This window comes from Pseudoalteromonas sp. DY56-GL79 (assembly GCF_041414765.1).
Taxonomy (GTDB): Bacteria; Pseudomonadota; Gammaproteobacteria; order Enterobacterales; family Alteromonadaceae; genus Pseudoalteromonas; species Pseudoalteromonas piscicida.
Window position 1 is genome coordinate 140,250 of the sequence record NZ_JANHZS010000006.1, and the last position, 19,171, is coordinate 159,420.

The 19,171-nt window shown below is 44.9% G+C and carries 18 protein-coding genes; 7 read left to right on the plus strand and 11 right to left on the minus strand.

Going from position 1 to position 19,171, the window contains the following annotated elements; genetic code table 11:
• Positions 1-168: 168 nt before the first annotated feature.
• Positions 169-1,356 (plus strand): NAD(P)/FAD-dependent oxidoreductase, encoded by a 1,188-nt coding sequence (locus tag NO992_RS06180; protein WP_371375211.1) that lies wholly within the window; start codon positions 169-171, stop codon positions 1,354-1,356.
• Between the two features lie 124 nt (positions 1,357-1,480).
• Here the strand turns inward: NO992_RS06180 and NO992_RS06185 are convergent, their stop codons facing one another.
• From NO992_RS06185 to asnC, 7 genes are all read right to left on the minus strand, one after another.
• Positions 1,481-4,588 (minus strand): efflux RND transporter permease subunit, encoded by a 3,108-nt coding sequence (locus tag NO992_RS06185; protein WP_371375214.1) that lies wholly within the window; start codon positions 4,586-4,588, stop codon positions 1,481-1,483.
• Positions 4,588-5,688: an efflux RND transporter periplasmic adaptor subunit gene (locus NO992_RS06190; RefSeq protein WP_371375217.1), complete on the minus strand. Its 1,101-nt coding sequence runs from the start codon at positions 5,686-5,688 to the stop codon at positions 4,588-4,590. Before NO992_RS06190 ends, NO992_RS06185 begins: the two co-directional genes overlap by 1 nt.
• A gap of 15 nt (positions 5,689-5,703) precedes the next feature.
• Positions 5,704-6,429 carry a TetR/AcrR family transcriptional regulator gene (locus NO992_RS06195; protein ID WP_010605871.1) on the minus strand — a complete coding sequence of 242 codons (726 nt, stop codon included), beginning with the start codon at positions 6,427-6,429 and terminating at the stop codon, positions 5,704-5,706.
• 187 nt (positions 6,430-6,616) lie between these two features.
• Positions 6,617-7,279 (minus strand): alpha/beta hydrolase, encoded by a 663-nt coding sequence (locus NO992_RS06200; RefSeq protein ID WP_371375220.1) that lies wholly within the window; start codon positions 7,277-7,279, stop codon positions 6,617-6,619.
• 287 nt (positions 7,280-7,566) lie between these two features.
• Positions 7,567-9,654 (minus strand): ATP-dependent DNA helicase RecG, encoded by a 2,088-nt coding sequence (gene recG, locus NO992_RS06205; RefSeq protein WP_371375224.1) that lies wholly within the window; start codon positions 9,652-9,654, stop codon positions 7,567-7,569.
• A 28-nt stretch (positions 9,655-9,682) separates the two neighbouring features.
• Positions 9,683-10,381, minus strand: a complete 699-nt coding sequence (trmH, locus tag NO992_RS06210) for a tRNA (guanosine(18)-2'-O)-methyltransferase TrmH (RefSeq protein WP_010605868.1) — start codon at positions 10,379-10,381, stop codon at positions 9,683-9,685.
• 50 nt (positions 10,382-10,431) lie between these two features.
• Positions 10,432-10,890 carry a transcriptional regulator AsnC gene (gene asnC, locus NO992_RS06215; RefSeq protein WP_010374296.1) on the minus strand — a complete coding sequence of 153 codons (459 nt, stop codon included), beginning with the start codon at positions 10,888-10,890 and terminating at the stop codon, positions 10,432-10,434.
• Between the two features lie 161 nt (positions 10,891-11,051).
• Here asnC and asnA point away from each other — a divergent pair, with 161 nt between their 5' ends.
• The 6 genes from asnA to NO992_RS06245 all read left to right on the plus strand — a co-directional run bounded on the left by asnA (position 11,052) and on the right by NO992_RS06245 (position 17,137).
• Positions 11,052-12,047: an aspartate--ammonia ligase gene (asnA, locus tag NO992_RS06220; protein ID WP_371375227.1), complete on the plus strand. Its 996-nt coding sequence runs from the start codon at positions 11,052-11,054 to the stop codon at positions 12,045-12,047.
• Between the two features lie 638 nt (positions 12,048-12,685).
• A complete protein-coding gene (gmk, locus tag NO992_RS06225; protein ID WP_099030438.1) occupies positions 12,686-13,309 on the plus strand; it encodes a guanylate kinase in 624 nt (207 codons plus the stop codon).
• 102 nt (positions 13,310-13,411) lie between these two features.
• Positions 13,412-13,687 carry a DNA-directed RNA polymerase subunit omega gene (rpoZ, locus tag NO992_RS06230; RefSeq protein ID WP_010374289.1) on the plus strand — a complete coding sequence of 92 codons (276 nt, stop codon included), beginning with the start codon at positions 13,412-13,414 and terminating at the stop codon, positions 13,685-13,687.
• A gap of 233 nt (positions 13,688-13,920) precedes the next feature.
• Positions 13,921-16,023 (plus strand): bifunctional GTP diphosphokinase/guanosine-3',5'-bis pyrophosphate 3'-pyrophosphohydrolase, encoded by a 2,103-nt coding sequence (spoT, locus tag NO992_RS06235; protein ID WP_010605866.1) that lies wholly within the window; start codon positions 13,921-13,923, stop codon positions 16,021-16,023.
• Between the two features lie 10 nt (positions 16,024-16,033).
• Positions 16,034-16,426, plus strand: coding sequence for a RidA family protein (locus tag NO992_RS06240; RefSeq protein WP_010374286.1), 393 nt, complete (start codon positions 16,034-16,036; stop codon positions 16,424-16,426).
• A 120-nt stretch (positions 16,427-16,546) separates the two neighbouring features.
• Positions 16,547-17,137 (plus strand): biliverdin-producing heme oxygenase, encoded by a 591-nt coding sequence (locus tag NO992_RS06245; RefSeq protein WP_371375232.1) that lies wholly within the window; start codon positions 16,547-16,549, stop codon positions 17,135-17,137.
• Positions 17,138-17,208: 71 nt separating this feature from the next.
• On the opposite strand, the gene NO992_RS06250 is transcribed toward NO992_RS06245, so the two are convergent.
• From NO992_RS06250 to NO992_RS06265, 4 genes are all read right to left on the minus strand, one after another.
• Positions 17,209-17,433 carry a hypothetical protein gene (locus tag NO992_RS06250; protein WP_017218402.1) on the minus strand — a complete coding sequence of 75 codons (225 nt, stop codon included), beginning with the start codon at positions 17,431-17,433 and terminating at the stop codon, positions 17,209-17,211.
• A 44-nt stretch (positions 17,434-17,477) separates the two neighbouring features.
• The gene (locus NO992_RS06255) at positions 17,478-18,161 is read right to left on the minus strand and encodes a hypothetical protein (protein WP_371375235.1); all 684 of its coding nucleotides are present in this window, start codon (positions 18,159-18,161) and stop codon (positions 17,478-17,480) included.
• Between the two features lie 24 nt (positions 18,162-18,185).
• The gene (locus NO992_RS06260; RefSeq protein WP_283234895.1) at positions 18,186-18,320 is read right to left on the minus strand and encodes a hypothetical protein; all 135 of its coding nucleotides are present in this window, start codon (positions 18,318-18,320) and stop codon (positions 18,186-18,188) included.
• Between the two features lie 314 nt (positions 18,321-18,634).
• Positions 18,635-18,952, minus strand: a complete 318-nt coding sequence (locus NO992_RS06265) for a helix-turn-helix transcriptional regulator (RefSeq protein WP_193521909.1) — start codon at positions 18,950-18,952, stop codon at positions 18,635-18,637.
• Positions 18,953-19,171 lie beyond the last annotated feature (219 nt).

Sequence of the window (19,171 nt, forward strand, 5' to 3'; positions counted from 1 at the left end):
ATGTTTACAAGTGTTTAAAAGGTATTCGGGTGACTATTGGTATTCGCAGCTGTGATTAGATAAAGAATCTAGGTATAATTTTCGCTTGGTCGCGATTTTGCCGCTTAAAGCTAAACTGTTGGCAAAACGGTAAGTGTAGAAATCTTAGATAAAAAGTTGAGTGAGTTTATGCAACAAATAGAGGTGGTCGTTATCGGCGCAGGTGCTGCTGGATTGATGTGTGCTGCACAGGCTGGATACCGAGGGCGACAAGTTGCAGTGGTTGATATGGGGAAAAAGCCTGGCCGTAAAATTTTGATCAGTGGTGGTGGCCGCTGTAACTTTACCAACGAAAATGCTTCACCTGCTAACTATCTATGTAAAAATCCACACTTTGTAAAGTCGTGTTTGAGCCGCTATACCCAACATGATTTTATTGAATTGGTAGACCGCCATGGCCTTGCTTATCACCATAAAACGCTTGGACAATTGTTTTGCGACAATAGCGCGCAAGACATCGTAGATATTCTTCTTACCGAATGTGACTGGGCGGGCGTGTCACTCCATTTACGTCAAGAAGTATTAGCGGTTGAGCATCAAAGCGATGGCCGCTACTTAGTCAAAACCACAACTCAAACCTTCAACTGCGAGTCAGTGGTGATCGCCGCAGGTGGCTTAACCATGCCAAAACTTGGCGCAACGCCAATCGGCTACAAAATAGCGGAGCAATTTGGCTTAACTGTATTACCAACCACGGCAGCGCTTGTACCATTTACACTCCATGATCACGACAAAGCACGCTTTGACGGTTTGTCTGGTATTAGCGTAGATAGCCTAGTGACCAGCGCAAGCGGTATCCAATTTAGAGAAAATATTCTCTTTACTCACAGAGGCTTATCTGGCCCTGCAATTTTGCAGATCAGCTCATTTTGGAAAGCAGGCGAGTTTGTTAGCATCAATTTACTACCTGATCTAGATGTGCAAGCACAACTCCATGACTGGCGCAGTGAACAAGGGCAAAAGAGCTTGAGGAACTTGCTTTCGACCATTTTACCAAAGCGCTTTATTGAAGCCCTAATCAGCGACGGTAGCATCCCAGATAAAAACGCCAACCAACTCAGCCACACTGAGATTGAAAAGCTTACTGAAACTCTCACCTGCTGGAAAATAAAACCAAATGGCACAGAGGGTTATCGCACCGCAGAGGTTACGTTAGGTGGTGTAGATACCGACGAACTAAGCTCAAAAACCTTCGAAGCTAAAAAACAAAAAGGCCTGTACTTTATCGGCGAAGTCACCGATGTCACCGGATGGCTCGGGGGCTATAATTTCCAATACTCGTGGAGCTCCGGTTGGGCATGCGGACAGGCTTGTTAGCCCAAATCACGCTCAAAAGCGGCTATAGATTGAAATAAATTATAGCTTATCAAAAGAAAGGGTTTACCAATCAAAAAGGACACTAAGTATGGCACTTAGTGTCCTTTTGGTTGTTAGTCAGTTATCACATCATACTTACTTTGCCTACCAACTGCGCTTCAGGGTAGGTTTCAATGGTTTCGGCTTCGCCACGGTGATCGCTGGCTAGCTTTTCATAAAGTAGCGGTAAGACAACCAAAGTGAAGAAAGTACCGATGAGCATGCCAGCGACTAAGATAATACCTATGCTGTTGCGCGCTTCTGCGCCTGCGCCGGTTACCAATACCAACGGGAAGTGACCAAGCACGGTTGCACCAGTGGTCATTAGGATGGGTCTTAGACGTGTGGCTGCAGCCCCTTTTACCGCCTCAAATTTCGATTTACCTTCAAGCTGTAAATGGTTCGCAAATTCAACAATCAAGATGCCATTTTTGGCTATTAAACCGATGAGCGTGATTAGGCCGATTTGGCTGTAAATGTTGACGGTCGTGAGTGATAAAAACGGCAGCATCAATGCACCTGCGAGTGCCAGTGGTGCGCAGCCGAGTAGTACCACGAGCGGATCTCTAAAGCTGTTGAACTGGATAGTCAGTAAGAAAAACACCACTATCATGGCAAATAGGAGTACGCCAACCATGGTGTTGCCTTCTTTTCTTAGCTGTCTTGATTCGCCAGCGTAGTCAATAGAGTAATGGCTCGGTAAGACGTCTGCCGCAATTTCTTCAACCTGTGTGAGCGCTTGCTCTTTGGTAATGTGCGGTAGTGTGCCTGCCAATATTCTAAACGAGTTTTGCTGGTTGAATGAGCCAAGCACTCTCGGGCTTGTGAAGGTGCGCAAGGTAGCAAATGCTGAAATTGGAATAAGATCGCCAGCATCCGTTCTTACTTGCATATTAAGAATGTTCTCAGGATTGTACCTTTCGCCGTTGCCCACAATGGGAATGACGCGGTAGGCTTTGCCTTCTTTGTTGAAGTAGTTGGCAAAATTATTCGACATATAAATACTAAGTTGCTCGTTTACCGACGACAAACTGAGACCTAAGTCTGCAACCAGCTCTCGGTCGATTTCAAGCTCGGCTTGCGGCAGGTCGATTTTTAGGTCGGTATTGACGAACATAAAGCTGCCACTGGCGGTTGCCCGTTGAATAATCTCATCAGCGTACTGCTTCATCGCGGTTGGGTCGTCACTGGCACGGAATACTACTTCAACGTCAAACTGCCCTGCGGTAGGAAGCGATGCTGGTAGAATAGGGAATAAACTTAGCCCAGTCACGCTGCCTAACCGGCCGTATAGGTCGTATAGTAAGTCGTGTACTGAGTTTTCTCGCTCATCAAATGGTGCAAGCTCTACACCACCAAAACCCGCTGCCGCCGTAATAATCTGCCAAGTAAACTCAGCGCCTTCAGTGGCGTTCATGACCTCGGCAGTGTCATTCATTTTCGCTGAAGTATAAGCTTGAGAAGATTCAGGTGGTGCTTCCACTACGACTTGAATACTGCTTTGATCTTCGATGGGGGCTAACTCTTTTTGTGATAACAGGTAAAACGGCACCGACAATAAAGAGAACACGATAGCGACAAAAAAGACCTGTGGACGCCACTTAAACAAGGTATCGAGCGCACGAAAGTAGAACGCTTGTAATCGATCAAAATAGCCATTGACCTTTTGCGTTAATTTACCTTCTTTACCGCCTTCAGGGTTAACGTAAGCACTCATGATGGGCGACAAGGTAATAGCAACCAGTCCAGAGATTAATACCGCAATGGCTAAGGTGAATGCGAACTCTCTGAATAAGAACCCCGTTAAACCTGTTAAAAATCCGATTGGCGCGTAGACCGCAGCAAGGGTTAGCGTCATGGCAATTATTGGGACGAGTAATTGACGTGAACTGATAAGCGCCGCTTGTAATCTGGGTTTGCCTTCGCGCATATGACGCGCAACGTTTTCAACCACCACGATTGCATCGTCCACTACTAAACCAACAGAAAGCACGATAGCCAAAATAGTCAGTAAGTTGAGTGAAAAACCCATCGCTGAGATCACCGCGATTGCGCCTAAAATCGAGATAGGAATGGTAACCAGCGGCACCATGGCGGTTCTAAACGAGCCCATCATGGCGAGTACAACAATTCCCACGAGTAGGACGGTTTCCCCAAGTGTGGTGAAGATTTCTTTTATGGAATCACGCATATAAAGCGTGCCATCGTAGCCAATTCTTAAATGCATGCCGTCGGGTAAGATGGTATTTATCTCATCAATTTTTTTATATAGCGCGTCACCAATATCGATTTCATTGGCACCTGGTAATGCCCACACCGCTAAGAATACCGTATCGTGGTCATCAAGGCGTGCGGTTACCATGCCTTCGGCCTCACCGAGTTCTACCGTGGCGATGTTACCAAGCTTGAGTTGCGTGCCATCGATTTCTTTTACCACTAGGTTGTTAAAATCGGCTACCGTTTTTAACGAGGTATTGGCCATCAAGTCGATGCGTTGTCTGTTATTTTCACTGTAACCTAAGGTTGCAATGGTGTTGTTTGCTTGTAGCGCGGCAAATACATCGCTAGCACTTACGCCATAGATAGCGAGTTTTTCGGTATCAAGCCAAATTCGCATAGCGGGATCGCGGCCACCTTCCAGTGTCACTTTTTGGACACCGGGAATATCAGACATAGAAGGGACAACATTACGGATCAAATAATCGCTCACGTTATTACGTGGCAGACCTTGAGATTCTACATCGAGATAGAATACCGCATATGGGCTGTCGGCACGTACGATTTGAATGGCTGGATCTTCTGCTCCGCTGGGTAACTCAAACTTAATCTGGTTTAAACGGGTAGTCAGCTCAGCCAAGGCGTCGGTGGTACTGTGATTAAGTTCAAGCCAAGCGGTGACTTTGCTAAGTCCCGAGGTAGTTATTGAGTCTACATAGTCGACACCCGGAACGGTAGAGGCCACTCGCTCGATGGGCTCGGTAACATAGCCTTTTACAACGTCTGCGGCAGCGCCCGTATAGACAGTGTTGATCACCAGTGAGGCACTTTCTATTTTTGGATATTGCTGCACCGATATATCTCGGGCGGCATTAAAGCCCGCTAGCACAATAAGCAATGACACCACGATCGCCAGTACCGGCCGGTTAACAAAAATATCCATGATAGACGGCTTATTTTCGTGTAATGCGCTCATTACTGGCCTCCGTTATTGCCATCAACAGCAGCAACCTGATCGGTATAAACCAGTAAGTTTTCTTGTAGCTTGAATGCCCCTTCAGCAGCAATAAATTCACCACCACGCAGGCCAGATAGTACAAGTTGCTGATCGTTGACCTTATCGCCTAATGTGATTTTTACCGGTTTTGCCCGCCAGTTTTGGCTGTCGTCCTTTTCAAGTACATAAACAAATTCGCCAAAGTGATTGCGCGTGATCGCATTGGTTGGCACTACTGCGGCGCTTACGACCTCGGTTGGTACATTGACTAGCACCATTTGATTATGGCTGAGTGTGCCATTGCTGTTTTGTAGCTCAGCACGATAACTTTGTTGACGCGATGCGACATCGACCATTGGCATTTTGGCTGATACGCGAGCAGGCTTTTGGCCGCTGGCATTAGAAATTGCCACGCTAACGTCTTCGCCTATGTTAGGTTGTGGTAAGGTTTGTGGAATTTTGAAATCCACCCAAATGCTGTCGTCTAACCCAACCAGGAAAGTGATTTCGCTATTGGCATCAAGTAATTGACCAACCTGATATTGCTCTAACCCCGTTTGACCTGGGTAAGGGGCGCGTATGGTTTTTTTCTCGATTAATGTGGTTAGTCGTTTTACGTCTGCCTGATTAATTGCCACCTCAGCCTCGGCTTTGTCCACCTCATCTGGGCTGATCCGCTTTTGTTCTAGTAATTTGGCAACCCGTTGATAGGTTGATTTAGCAAGCTTTACTCGCGCTTTAGCCGCTAATAGATTTGCCTCATCAATGCTGCTATCTAAGCGCAACAATATTTGGTTCGCTTCCACTTGTTCACCGGGTTTAAAACCGACGTAAGTGATAAGACCGGGATACTCGTTACTAATGGTGACGGTGCGCTTGGCATGAAGCTGACCTACAACCTTAACCGATTTAATATGCTCAGTGGTTGATACATACGTGCTTTTTACCGAAGCGGAGGGCTCTGGGAAAGATTCCCCAAAGGCGATCGCCGCTTGGATTTGTGTAAACTTCACAAAACCAAGGCTGGTAATAACGATGAGAATGATGACAACGGCCATAAGCCAACGTTTGATATTCATTGTGATTTCCTTAAGTTAACGAAGCTCGAGCGCTTGCAATTCTTTCTCTATGCGTACCAGTGAATCTTGAGTGATAGGCTGTTGCCATGGATAGCTGTTAAGTAATCGCACGGTACTGCGAATAACAGGGTCATTAAGCTCAAGTGGTGCGAGCAATGAAGCCGTGCCCTCAACAATTTGCTTAGTTTGTTGCAAGCGCAGTACTTGCTCATATCCTACGGTAAGCGCCCAGCCGGTGATGATAATTTCTTCTATCATGTCGTGTAGATCTGGTGTAGCTTGCAACTCACCTGCTTCAATGCCATCAATTAGCGCTTGTTTAAACACGTTTTCACAGCCACCACAGGATTCGATAATTTTATTGGTCCAAAACTCAGAAGCCCTTTTAATCACCGCCTCATTGGTAGAGTAGGACTGCAATTCATAATCAAAAGAGAAGCGTTTTAGCTTTTGTGGCGAGATAAGACACACCGCGAGCATGCGTTCTGGCGTGCTAAGTGGTAAGGATAACACTTGCTTAAAAACACTGGATGTATGGGTAAAAGATTCATAGGCCAGCGCCATTACTAGGTCTTCTTTAGTCTGCACAAATTTATATATTGAGCCCATAGACAACCCTGCAAGCAAAGAGACCTTTGCCATTGTAAAGTCAGTGACTGAAGACTCATTAATGCATTGTTCCGCAGCGTTTAAAATCATGCGTTGCTGGGTTTCTTTATCATATTTAGGTGCCGGTGCCATCGTTTCTCCTTAGAGTTTGAACCTTATTCGAATGTCATTCGAATAAGGTTCAATTATAGAGAGCATTTTTAAAAGTGCAATAAGTAAACAGAGTTTTGTTTGCTTGAAAGTGCGATTTAAAGATATCGAAGGGAGTGGAATGAAGGCGCTGTACGGCGTTCCTTTGACAGAACGCCACGCTAATTGTTTAGTGATTTAAAATCCAGCTTTTAACGGGCTTTAACCACTCGTCTCTCGGGAGATAGAAAGCGCCGTGTTCTTTTCCAGTTGAAATAGAAAGCTCTGTAAAGCTTTTGAGGTTTGTTGAGCGGGCTTTCACAAAATCGCAAGAACCTACTTGATCTGAGGTTTCGTAAACAGACAACACCTTGCCGTAGAGCTGAATTTCGGTTTTACTTTTGATAAGCCCAGCGCATCCAGCTAGTACCACGTAGTGAATAGCATCATTTTTTAATGTATCACTTGCCATTATCGTTAATGCACCACCACGAGAAAACCCCACGAGCGTAATGTTGCTGGCGCTGACGCCCGCATCCAGTAAATTGCGGACCTTACTAACCAAGGTTTTTGTATACGTTTCTGGTGCGACGCCTTTAGGTCGGTGCTCAGCAATTAGCGTATAGGCATCGTCACTTAATGCTTGTTTGATGGCTGGAAAGTCATATTTACCCCAGCGCTTATGAATAGGTGTTTCATTATCACCTTCAACGATATAGCCATGAGAGTAAAAAACGTATTTGGCGGATGGATTAATCTGCTCTGGTACATCTGGGTAAACTGCTGTAGCTGAGGCGATTGATGCCACGCAAGCAGCTAAGGTGGAGCATACAGCACGTAGTAAAGGATTCATTTTTGAGTCTTTTTAGTTGATGTAGCGAGATGGTAGCCAAGCTTTGATAAAAGAAGCAAGCGTAGCGCGATGGGTTATTTTGTATGAGAGAGTTGTGAGAACGAGTTTATTTTGTGAGATCCGACTCATTTTGTGGGAGTGAGTTCATCTCGCGATCTTTTTACAGCTCGCCGCATAAAGCGGCTCCGACGTTTCAGCTTATGCTGTCGAGATAAATCTCGACCTACAAAACGCGTTAGTGGGAACGAGTTGACCTCGCAATCTTTATATCATTTGCCGCTTAAGGCTTACGCCATTGCCAGCTCGCTTTTATCACCCATCCAGCGCCAGATAATCGGGTCAACAATATCGCTGTGGTTTTTTAGCACGGTAAAAGCGAGGCTTCTCACTTGCGGTAATAAATGTTTATCACGGCTAAGATCGGCAATTTTTAACTCTGCCAATCCAGTTTGTTTTGTACCAAGCACTTCACCCGGGCCGCGGATCTCAAGGTCGCGCTCAGCGATGACAAATCCGTCGTTACTTTCTCTAAGCACCCCTAAACGCTTTTGTGCGGTGACCGACAGTGGCGCATGATAAAGCAGTAAACAATGTGATGCGATTTGTCCGCGACCAACACGGCCGCGCAATTGGTGAAGCTGCGCCAGACCCAAGCGCTCAGGGTTTTCAATGATGATAAGGCTAGCATTGGGTACATCCACGCCAACTTCAATCACGGTTGTGGCAACCAGCACATGGGTATGACCTTGTTTAAATTCGTCCATGATGGTCTGCTTTTCTTGTGCTTTCATGCGACCATGTACCAGCGCAATATTAAGTTCAGGCAAGGCTTCGGCAAGTGCTTTTGCGGTGTCTTCTGCGGCTTGGCATTGTAACGCCTCCGACTCATCTATCAGCGTACATACCCAGTAAACTTGACGTTTATCTTCAACACAGGCCTTTTGTACTTTTTTGATCACTTCATTGCGTCTGGTGTCTGGCACGGCGACGGTTGTGATTGGTGTTCTGCCCGGTGGCAGCTCATCAATAATTGAGGTTTCAAGATCTGCATAGGCCGTCATTGCCAAGGTTCTCGGGATTGGGGTTGCAGTCATTACCAGCTGATGCGGATAGCAATCGCCAAACTTTCCCTTTTCTCTCAGCGCTAGGCGCTGATGCACACCAAAACGATGTTGTTCGTCGATAATGATAAGCGCAAGGTTAGAAAACTGTACTTGCTCTTGGAATAGCGCATGGGTGCCGACCACCATCTGTGCTTGCCCTGAAGCAATACGCTCAAGCGCATGAGTGCGTTCCTTACCTTTGGTTTTACCACCCAGCCATACGGTTTCTATGCCCATAGGTTCAAACCAATTAAGGAAGTTGATGCCGTGTTGCTCGGATAGGATCTCAGTGGGTGCCATCAGTGCTATTTGGTAACCCTGCGCGATAGCCGATAACGCGCTAAGCGCTGCCACAAGCGTTTTTCCTGAGCCAACATCCCCTTGCACCAATCGCATCATGGGGTAGGGATGTTGTAAATCGCCTTTGATCTCTGCCACTACTCGACTTTGGGCATTGGTGGGGGCAAATGGCAAAGCCGACAAAAACTGGGCTTCAAGTGGGTTGGTGGGCGGTAGTGCAACCGCTTTTACCGCTTGGCCTTTTTGCCTAAGCTTAAGCAAGCTGAGGTTTTGCGCCAATAACTCTTCAAACGCCAAACGTGCTTGCGCGGGATGTTGCCCTAGCTCTAATTGCGCTAAATCCACTTCCTGTGGTGGACGGTGGAGTAATAACAGCGCCTCTTTTACGCTTTGCTGCGATGGCCGATATTGCGCTGGTAAATAGTCTGGTACATCATATTTGCGCAGTAACTCAACGGCTTGATCGGCAATTGCCCGAATGCTCAGTTGCTTTAATCCTTCGGTGGTAGGATACACTGGGGTAAGCGTCGCAAGACTCGGATCGCTCGGTGCAGAGCGCGTCTCTTTGATGCTGTATTCTGGATGCGCCATTTCAAAGCCATAGTGACCACGGCGAACCTCACCAAAACAGCGGATCACTTTGCCCGCTTGCATGGCATTTTTTTGTGCCGCATTAAAGTTGAAAAAGCGCAGCGCGATCCGCCCCGTTCCATCATTAACATAACACACCAACATGCGGCGTTTGCCTTGCGTGATTTCGCTGCGTTCAATCTCGGCTTCAATGCTGACATGGCTATGCGCTTGCAGCTCGCAGATAGGATAGGTACGCGCACGATCTTCGTAGCGTAGCGGAAGGTGAAATAACATGTCTTGCACCGATTGAATGCCAAGTTTGGCCAAACGCTCGGCCGCTTTTGGGCCTACGCCTTTTAATTCGGTGATTGGATAAGTGGCCAAATTTGGTGTCGACATGCTAATCCTCTAGCGCGATCCGCGTTATTTATTTCTTCTGCGTAAACTTAAGAATGTCCCAAAAAGCGTCGTCTGCAACGATTTCACCGTGCTCATCAAGTGCCGGGTAAGGTAGCCCTTTTTCGCGACAGCGGGTTGCAATGATTGGATGACATCCTTCAAATAGTAACTTATGTTTTACCACAGGATCCATCATATCTGTACGTTTGTACAGTCCGGCTGCATCTCTTTGGCGCTGCGCTTCGTATAAAATAAGCGCTGCAGCAACAGACACATTGAGTGATTGCACCATACCTTGCATTGGGATCACGATGTGCTGATCCGCATGCTCAAGTGCGCGCTCTGAGATCCCTAAACGCTCTTGCCCGACAATAATAGCGGTAGGTTTGGTGTAATCAATTTCACGAAAATCAACGGCGCTATCGCTAAGGTTGGTTGCTAATAATTGTACACCTGGGTTTTGTTCACGAATTGTCGCAACAGCTTGGTCTATATCCTCATGCATATGGGTTTCAACCCAATTTTTGCTGCCGCCAGAGGTATTGTTTGTTAACCGTCTTTGATCTTGTGGCCATACTGCGTGTACGTGGTGGCAGCCAACCGCATCTGCGGTACGCACAATCGCTGACAGATTATGGTGCTTATGCACTTCATCTAGGCACACTGTGAGGTCGGTTTGGCGTCTATCTAATACGCTTTTTACACGATGGAATCTATTCTCAGCCATCTACTTACTACTCTAATCAAAAAATTCCCGCGATTATAACAAAAAAGAAGCTAGGGCATAACGGTGCGCTGAATTGGGTTTTGCAGTGAGATCAGCGTTTCGGTTGACTGGATCGACTCAATGGTTTGCACTTTATTAATAAGCACATCTTGAAGGTGGTCGATGGAGCGCGCCATCACTTTGATAAAAATGCTGTAATTGCCCGTGGTGTAGTAGGCTTCAACAACTTCTTCAAATTCCTTTAAACGTGCGATGGCTCCCGGGTAGTCGCCAGCGTGTTTTAAGTTTATTCCGATAAAACAGCAGACATCATAACCAAGTCGTTTGGCATTAATGCTCACTTGAGTCCCTTCAATGATCCCCGCTTGCTTCATTTTTTCGACCCGAACATGGATGGTACCGGCGCTAACAGCAAATCTTTTTGCTAATTCCGCGTAGGGCGTTCGTGCATTCTCTTTTAAAGCGTGAAGGATGGATCTATCCAGATTGTCGATCTCATAATTTTCCATGTAAATATCCATTAACAATTATCGTTTATATAAATTTTATAGCATATTTTTGATGAAAATAATTATGTAAAGGTGTTTTTGTTGAGGGTTGTTGATGTTTGTGTCGCTTTCTTTAAATATAGACTCAACAAAACGACAAATTCGGGAATGAGGACCTAACCATGTTGAGCAAGTATCAAGAGACACAAAAACAGATAGCACGAGTAAAACAAGTATTTTCAGCACAGCTAACCGAGCAATTGGGTTTAGTTGAAGTACAAGCGCCTATTTTGGCGCGTTTGGGCGATGGTATTCAAGACAACCTAAGTGGCCACGAGCAGGCGGTGCAGGTAAAAGTGAAAACGCTACCGGATGCGCAGTTTGAGGTAGTGCATTCACTTGCTAAGTGGAAGCGTAAAACACTAGGCGATTATGGTTTTGCTAAAGGCGAAGGCCTCTATACGCATATGAAAGCACTACGCCCTGACGAAGATAAGCTATCGCCAATCCATTCTGTCTATGTGGATCAGTGGGACTGGGAAAAGGTGATTTGCGAAAACAGTGAGCGTTCGCTGGCAAAATTAAAAGAAACGGTAGAAACCCTTTATCACTCAATTAAAGCAACTGAAAAAGTGGTTGAGGATGAGTTTGGTATTGCTGCATTCCTTCCTGAGAAAATTACGTTTGTGCACAGTGAAGAATTACGCACTATGTATCCAGATTTCACAGCCAAGCAACGTGAAAAAGCGATTGCTCAAGAATATGGCGCGGTATTTTTAATTGGTATTGGTGGTGAGCTTGGTGACGGTAAGATTCATGACGTTCGCGCGCCGGATTATGACGATTGGTCAACGCCAACATGCGACAAATACCAAGGGCTTAACGGTGATATTTTGGTGTGGAACCCAGTGCTAGAAGACGCATTTGAAATCTCGTCAATGGGCATTCGTGTTTGTCCTGATTCGCTTGCAAGACAGCTTAAATTAACCGATGACGAAGCACGCTTGAGCTTAGATTGGCACCAACAGTTAGTTGCGGGTGAATTACCACAAACCATTGGGGGTGGTATTGGCCAATCGCGTTTAGTGATGTTGTTGTTGCAAAAGCAGCACATTGGCCAAGTGCAAGTGGGTGTATGGCCTGAAGAAGTACGTAGCAGCGTAGCTGATTTGCTTTAAACAGATCGCGAGGTGAACTCGCTCCTACTGGGTGAATGCCTTGGTAGGCGCCGCTTTACGCGGCGAGGGGTTAAAAGATCGCGAGATGAACTCGCTCCTACTGGGTGAATATCTTGGTAGGAGATGCTTTACGCGGCGAGCTGTTAAGAGATCGCGAGGTGAACTCGCTCCTACGGGGTGAATGCATTGGTAGGAGATGCTTTACGCGGCGAGCTGTTAAAAGATCGCGAGGTGAACTCGCTCCTACAGCGTGAATGCATTGGTAGGAGATGCTTTAAGCGGCGAGTGGTTAAAAGATCGCGAGGTGAACTCGCTCCTACGGGGTGAATGCCTTGGTAGGAGATGCTTTACGCGGCGAGCAGTTAAAAGATTGCGCGGTGAACTCGCTCCTACTGGGCGAATACCTTGGTAGGAGCTGCTGCTTTTCGCGGCAAAATAACACTCTGTTTTAGAGGAATAAATTTAGCACAGTGATAGGTTCTGGGTTACTCACAACGCTGAATTTATTCCTCGACTTTTCCTTATTCTCATCCCTAGTGTATTCTTATACGTTACTCGGTATAATGCCCGCTTTTAGCTCTGCGGCAGACTTGAGTAAACCAATACCACTCGGCCGGTACTTATTGTTGAGAATGACTATGACATCACCTACACGCGGTAATCTGTTTATCCTTTCTGCGCCTTCTGGTGCGGGTAAATCAAGTTTAATCAAAGCGTTACTGGAAAAGCACGACGATATTAAAGTGTCGGTGTCTCACACTACGCGCGCTCCTCGTCCAGGCGAAGAAAACGGCGTACATTACCATTTTGTCTCGGTTGATGAATTTAAGCAGCTGATCGATAAAGGCGATTTCTTTGAGTGGGCGCAAGTATTCGAAAATTACTACGGCACTTCAAAACAAGCGATAGAAGATCAACTTGCCGCTGGTATTGATGTGTTTTTAGATATCGACTGGCAGGGGGCGCGTCAGGTGCGTGAGTTGATGCCTGAAGTAAAGACCATCTTTATTTTACCTCCTTCAACTGCGGAGCTAGAAAAGCGCTTAAATGGTCGTGGTCAAGACTCTCAAGAAGTAATTGCAGGTCGCATGGCTGAGGCGAAATCAGAAAGCTCACACTATAACGAGTTTGACTATATTCTTGTCAATGATGACTTTGAACAAACACGTGGTGAGCTTGAACATATTGTTATTGCCGCAAGACTTGAGCAAAAAGCACAGTCTATCCGTCATCAAGCACTTATCGCCGACTTGCTAAAATAATTACTTTTAAACCTGAGGTTTTTTAACCATCAATACTTGGCGAAAGGCTAGACATACAGTAAACTAGCCTTTTGCATAATGAACTGAATTTGGAGTGCTTCGATGGCTCGCGTAACTGTAGAAGATGCAGTAGATAAAATTGGTAACCGCTTTGACTTGATTTTAGTAGCAGCGCGTCGCGCTCGCCAAATTTCTGTAGGCGGTAAAGATCCTATGGTTGATGCTGAAAACGACAAGCCAACCGTAATCGCGCTACGTGAAATTGAGCAAGGTTTTGTAACCACTGACTCGCTTGATATTATCGACCGTGAAGAGCAGCAACACCAAGAAGCTGCAGAGCTTGCTGCAGTAGCTGCAATCGTTGGTGGCAATCGCTAATCCAACCACTGTCTAGATTCAATAATGCCAGCTTTTTTGCTGGCATTATTGTTTTATACCAATTGGTATTAATCGCCAGCAAATTACACAACGCGTAACGCCTTTAACTTCCTAACTAGTGGCATAAATTGTTCATTGGCATTGCTGGTGTTTCATCGTATATTCTTAAGTAACTAGCTTGTAACCCGTTTTATACTCGCCGAGTATAGCTTCTCTGAAACATTGGAGTGTGAATGTATCTGTTTGAAGGCCTCAAAAAGAAAATCTCAGAATATTTGTCACCAGAAGACGTCGATTTGGTGCAAAAAGCCTATGTCGTGGCCCGTGAGGCACACGAGGGACAGACGCGCTCTAGCGGTGAGCCCTATATCACTCACCCAGTAGAAGTAACCCAGATCCTTGCGAGCATGAGGCTTGATCATGAAACACTCATGGCTGCGCTTATGCACGATGTTATTGAAGACACTGACTTTAGCCAAGACGACTTAGCGGAGATCTTTGGTGATACGGTCGCTGAGTTGGTGGAAGGGGTGTCAAAGCTCGATAAACTGAGCTTCAAAGATAAAAAAGAGTTCCAAGCCGAAAACTATCGCAAGATGATCATGGCGATGACGCAGGATATTCGTGTCATCCTTATTAAGCTTGCAGACCGAACGCACAATATGCGAACGCTAGGCGCTTTGCGTCCTGACAAGCGCCGTCGAATTGCCCGCGAAACATTAGAGATTTATGCACCAATTGCAAACCGCCTTGGTATTCATGATATTAAAAATGAGTTAGAAGATCTCGGGTTTCAGGCGTTATATCCAATGCGCTATCGTGCGTTACGTTCAGAAGTCGCCAAAGCACGTGGTAATCGTAAAGAAGTGATCAGCAATATTCAGTCTGAGATTGAATCTAGATTGGAAGAAGCGGGTATTCAAGGCTCTGTAAAAGGCCGTGAAAAGCACTTATACAGTATTTACCGCAAGATGTTGAATAAAGAGTTAATGTTTAACGAGGTGATGGACATTTACGCCTTTAGGATCAATGTCGACAACCTGGATACTTGCTACCGTGTGCTAGGCGTTGCACATAATTTATATAAGCCAATTGAAACTCGCTTTAAAGACTATATTGCCGTACCGAAAACCAACGGTTACCAGTCGCTTCATACGTCGCTGGTAGGCCCGCACGGTATTCCGGTAGAAATCCAAATTCGTACTCATGATATGGATCATATGGCGGATAAAGGGGTAGCAGCGCACTGGATGTATAAAAAGTCAGGTGATAATGCCGGCCATACCGCGCAGCAGCGTGCGCGTCAGTGGATGCAAAGCTTGCTTGAGCTACAGCAAAGTGCAGGCTCGTCTTTTGAATTTGTGGAAAACGTTAAAACCGAATTATTCCCAGAAGAAATTTACGTCTTTACGCCAGATGGCCGTATTGTCGAGCTACCAATGGGGGCAACGGCGGTAGACTTTGCCTATGCCGTGCACACCGATGTGGGTAATACCTGTGTGGGTGCTCGTGTAAACCGTAAGCCTTATCCGTTGAGTAAAGCGCTGGATACTGGTCAAACTGTCGAGGTTATTACTAGCTCAGGTGCACACCCTAACGCTACTTGGCTGAACTTTGTGGTAACGGGTAAAGCACGCCTTGGGATCCGCAATTACCTCAAGAGCCAACAAGAAGAAGAAGCGATCCAACTAGGCCGTCGTTTGCTCGACTCGGCATTGGGTGAGTATAAGCTAGATGATATTGCTCAAGAGCAAATCGACAACGTACTTGAAGAGCATAACCTCAATACCTTGTTGGAGCTGCTGGTTGAGATTGGCTGTGGCAATATCATGAGCGTATTGATAGCGAAGCGTTTACTGCAAGATGATAATGCGGTAGAAGATATTGCTAAACGTGCTAAAGCCGCGATAATCGGAACAGAAGGCATGTTGGTAACCTATGCTAAATGTTGTCGTCCTGTGCCGGGTGACGCTATCACAGCATATATGAGCCAAGGCAAAGGCCTAATGGTTCACCGCCAAGAATGTAAAAATATTAAGGGTTGGCGCAACGAGCGTTCGAAGTACTTCGTCGTGAAGTGGGAAGACAACCCAGAGAAAGAATATATAGCAGCGCTGCGTGTGGAAATTATTAACCACCAAGGTGCGTTGGCTAAATTAACCAATGTGGTTGCGACGACTCAAGCTAATATTGTCGAAATCGCAACGGACGAAAAAGAAAGTAATTTATACGTGATTGATTTAGGTATTACCGTGAAAAACCGAATTCATGTTGCTGATATTATGCGCCGAATTCGAGTGATGCCAGATGTACAACGCGTGTATCGTAAAAAATAAAGGAACATTAATGAACAAAGCTATTATTTCAACAGATAAAGCGCCAGCAGCAATTGGCACATACAACCAAGCGGTAAAAGTTGGTACTGCGGTCTATTTATCTGGCCAAATTCCATTGGTACCAGAGACAATGGAATTTATTTCTGAAGATTTTGCAGAGCAAACGCACCAAGTGTTCAAAAACCTTATCGCAGTATGTGAAGAGGCTGGTGGCGAGTTACAAGATATGGTTAAGGTTAATATCTTCCTAACTGATTTGAGTAACTTTGCAACGGTCAACGAGATCATGGCTCAGTATTTTAGAAAGCCATACCCAGCTCGTGCTGCAATTGGTGTAAAAGAACTACCAAAAGGCGCACAGGTTGAGATTGACGGTATTATGGAGTTGCCTTCAACTAACTAACCACAGGTTAACTAGTTGTTAGATATATCTCTTCGCTCCAGTGTCAATCGCTGGAGCGGCTTTTCAAAAAGCCAACACAGTCCATTCATTTTCCCCTCGCATTACATTACAGGAAGTCCCATGACCGCAGCCAGCGCACTTACTAGCCGTGCATTGAAATTAAAAGCAAGTACTGCTGATCTTCACGACCGCATAGATAACAGCATTATGGCAAAAGACCCGTTTGCCAGCATTGAGCGTTATCTCCAGTTTTTAACCCTTCAATACCTGTTTCTTAAAGATGTCGCTGCATTATATGAGCACCGTGAACTCTCTATGCATATTGACGATCTCAAATCGCGCCGACGGCTTGGGTTGTTGGAGCTGGACTTTGCTGACTTACAGCACACATTACCTGTGCCGTCTTTGTCGCCGTTTATCACAACTTCAACCGAGTTTGCGACTGCTTTGGGAGCGTTTTATGTCGTTGAAGGCTCTAAGGTTGGGGCCGCAATGCTTGGGCGTCAAGTGCAGGCGCGTTTGCCCGTCACAGGTGAGTATGGCGCGCGTTACTTAGCAGGGCCCGGAGTCGGGCGCGGCAGTGCGTGGCGTCACTTAATTCAATTTATCGATACGGTTGAGTTAACTAGTACGCAAGAAGATGCATTGATCACCGGCGCTCGTCAGGCCTTTATGCGTTTTCAGCAGTATCAAGCAAAGGTCTATGCTTAATACAATTGGTATAAGTTGAACGGAGAATAACAGGGTTGTTGTCGCGACATTATATCGCGACAGGTTAGTGACTAGCACATATTGGTTGGGCAATCACAATGTAATGTATTTGGCTCAGGAACACACGCTAACGCCTTTGATGGGCAGGCCATCGTTGGGCCATCGGTGTCACAGTTTAAGTCGCGACTACAATAGTAGGAACAACCACCACCAATCTCACGGGTCTTGTTGTTATCCAAAATTAGCTTACTACCTGCTAATGACTTCAATTGCTTTTTGTTCAGTTTTAAATCCATCGTTTATTCCTTCAATTGATTTAGGGTAAAAACAGCACAGGTCACTATGACCTATGCTGTGGCTCGGATTTTTTAAGCGTTAAGTCTTCTTCACTTTCTTTAATTGGCGCAGGACGAAAACGTTCAACGTAGATAGTAGCTAGAAGTGTGGTAATAACAGCAGCCAATAGAACGGATTTTACATATGGGTAGCTATAATAAACGATACCCCACTTCCAAAATTGTTTTGCAAAGCTTTCATCTACTCCAAAGTGTTCTAGATTACGAATGATGTTCTCAGCGAAAGCTGCTAAGTCTACAAGCATAAACAAAAAGAAGATCCCAACAAGTATGATATCGGCATGTGTCATGTAGATATATTCACGCTTACTTGGTTGAAACTTTTTAACATAATTCATCGATAAGCGAACTCTACGTTTTATCAAAATGAAGGAGAGTAGATCTACGGTGAAATGCATGACAAATATCATGAAATTTATTTGGTATGGCTTTTTGCCTAAAGAAAACACATTTTGAATTAAATAAAAAGAGCCAGCTTCTATCAGAGTTGCTATTAGTAAAAGACATACTAAATGCTGCACGTTAATCATATCTCTGGATAAAAGGGAAATACATAAAATAAAAACTAGCGTATGAATGTGATACGCAAAGTCTGTATAGTAATGTGCCATTGAAAAACACCCTGTGAAAGCAAGCGCAATTATAAAAAAGTACCATGTAGTTTTCATATGTATTTCCGATCGTTTATCGTTTTATCCACCATTACTTCCGTCCGATTTTAATTTAGGGTCATCAACTGTTCCGCCATGACTCCCCCCAACTACACGTTTCGATTCAAAGGTATTTAAATTTCTAAAAACATTTTTTTTCGTTTTTGTAGGTGACATAATATACATCCTTCTATAGGCTTTGCAGTGGTTAAAGTTGTTAATACTGTACTCTGAAAATCGCCTATTGAGAATCACTTGTAACACCAAAGAGGTTAAGTGATTGATCTTGGATCTATTACAGTTCCACCATGGGAAGCTATAGAGAAAGTTCGAGGGTCATGTTTAACCACTCCTAGGCTGCCACCTTTAATGGACTTTACACTGTATATTGGTAACTTTTTGATTTTTATTACCTTCTGAAGTCTTTTTTGCATTAAAAATTTCATTATTTTTATCCTTTTGCAGCTCAAATCAACTGAAAACATGACTACTTACTCTTCCACTTTCTTTGCATCAGGAGAGGTCGGGCTTTTGCGTCTTAATTGGGTATCACTAATTAAGCTCCGCAGGGCTTGAAACTGTTTAATAATGGGAGAAAGGTCAATATCACAGTAGTTACACCAAACTTGAAAGTGATCCCAAGGTATACGGCTTACACCATTTTCATAGTTTTCGTAGGTTTGGCGGCTAATACCCACAAGGTCAGCCATTTGCTGCGTGGTTTTTTGGGCAGCAAGGCGCATTCTTCTAAGGTCATCACCGTTATATTTAAAATTGGGATTGCCCACCAATTTAATCCTTTCTTGTATGGGAGAGTATGTTCACTCTATCTAAGTTATTTTTATGTGTAATCTTTGTTAACTTGTAATTGTAATCAATAAAAATGTTTCTGCAAGAGGAAATTTAATCAGTCAATTATGGATATATCGCTCAAGAACCTACGTATACTTTTCACTTTATTTTCATCATTTTAATAGAAAAATGGGTTCGACAAGATTTTTTAGCGAGGCTTTTGTTACTGTAGTGTG

Bases quoted from the DNA above. Each gene is read 5' to 3' on its own strand.
- NO992_RS06180 (WP_371375211.1), top strand. From the start codon at position 169: ATGCAACAAATAGAGGTGGTCGTTATCGGCGCAGGTGCTGCTGGATTG.
- NO992_RS06185 (WP_371375214.1), bottom strand. From the start codon at position 4,588: ATGAGCGCATTACACGAAAATAAGCCGTCTATCATGGATATTTTTGTT.
- NO992_RS06190 (WP_371375217.1), bottom strand. From the start codon at position 5,688: ATGAATATCAAACGTTGGCTTATGGCCGTTGTCATCATTCTCATCGTT.
- NO992_RS06195 (WP_010605871.1), bottom strand. From the start codon at position 6,429: ATGGCACCGGCACCTAAATATGATAAAGAAACCCAGCAACGCATGATT.
- NO992_RS06200 (WP_371375220.1), bottom strand. From the start codon at position 7,279: ATGAATCCTTTACTACGTGCTGTATGCTCCACCTTAGCTGCTTGCGTG.
- recG (WP_371375224.1), bottom strand. From the start codon at position 9,654: ATGTCGACACCAAATTTGGCCACTTATCCAATCACCGAATTAAAAGGC.
- trmH (WP_010605868.1), bottom strand. From the start codon at position 10,381: ATGGCTGAGAATAGATTCCATCGTGTAAAAAGCGTATTAGATAGACGC.
- asnC (WP_010374296.1), bottom strand. From the start codon at position 10,890: ATGGAAAATTATGAGATCGACAATCTGGATAGATCCATCCTTCACGCT.
- asnA (WP_371375227.1), top strand. From the start codon at position 11,052: ATGTTGAGCAAGTATCAAGAGACACAAAAACAGATAGCACGAGTAAAA.
- gmk (WP_099030438.1), top strand. From the start codon at position 12,686: ATGACATCACCTACACGCGGTAATCTGTTTATCCTTTCTGCGCCTTCT.
- rpoZ (WP_010374289.1), top strand. From the start codon at position 13,412: ATGGCTCGCGTAACTGTAGAAGATGCAGTAGATAAAATTGGTAACCGC.
- spoT (WP_010605866.1), top strand. From the start codon at position 13,921: ATGTATCTGTTTGAAGGCCTCAAAAAGAAAATCTCAGAATATTTGTCA.
- NO992_RS06240 (WP_010374286.1), top strand. From the start codon at position 16,034: ATGAACAAAGCTATTATTTCAACAGATAAAGCGCCAGCAGCAATTGGC.
- NO992_RS06245 (WP_371375232.1), top strand. From the start codon at position 16,547: ATGACCGCAGCCAGCGCACTTACTAGCCGTGCATTGAAATTAAAAGCA.
- NO992_RS06250 (WP_017218402.1), bottom strand. From the start codon at position 17,433: ATGGATTTAAAACTGAACAAAAAGCAATTGAAGTCATTAGCAGGTAGT.
- NO992_RS06255 (WP_371375235.1), bottom strand. From the start codon at position 18,161: ATGAAAACTACATGGTACTTTTTTATAATTGCGCTTGCTTTCACAGGG.
- NO992_RS06260 (WP_283234895.1), bottom strand. From the start codon at position 18,320: ATGTCACCTACAAAAACGAAAAAAAATGTTTTTAGAAATTTAAATACC.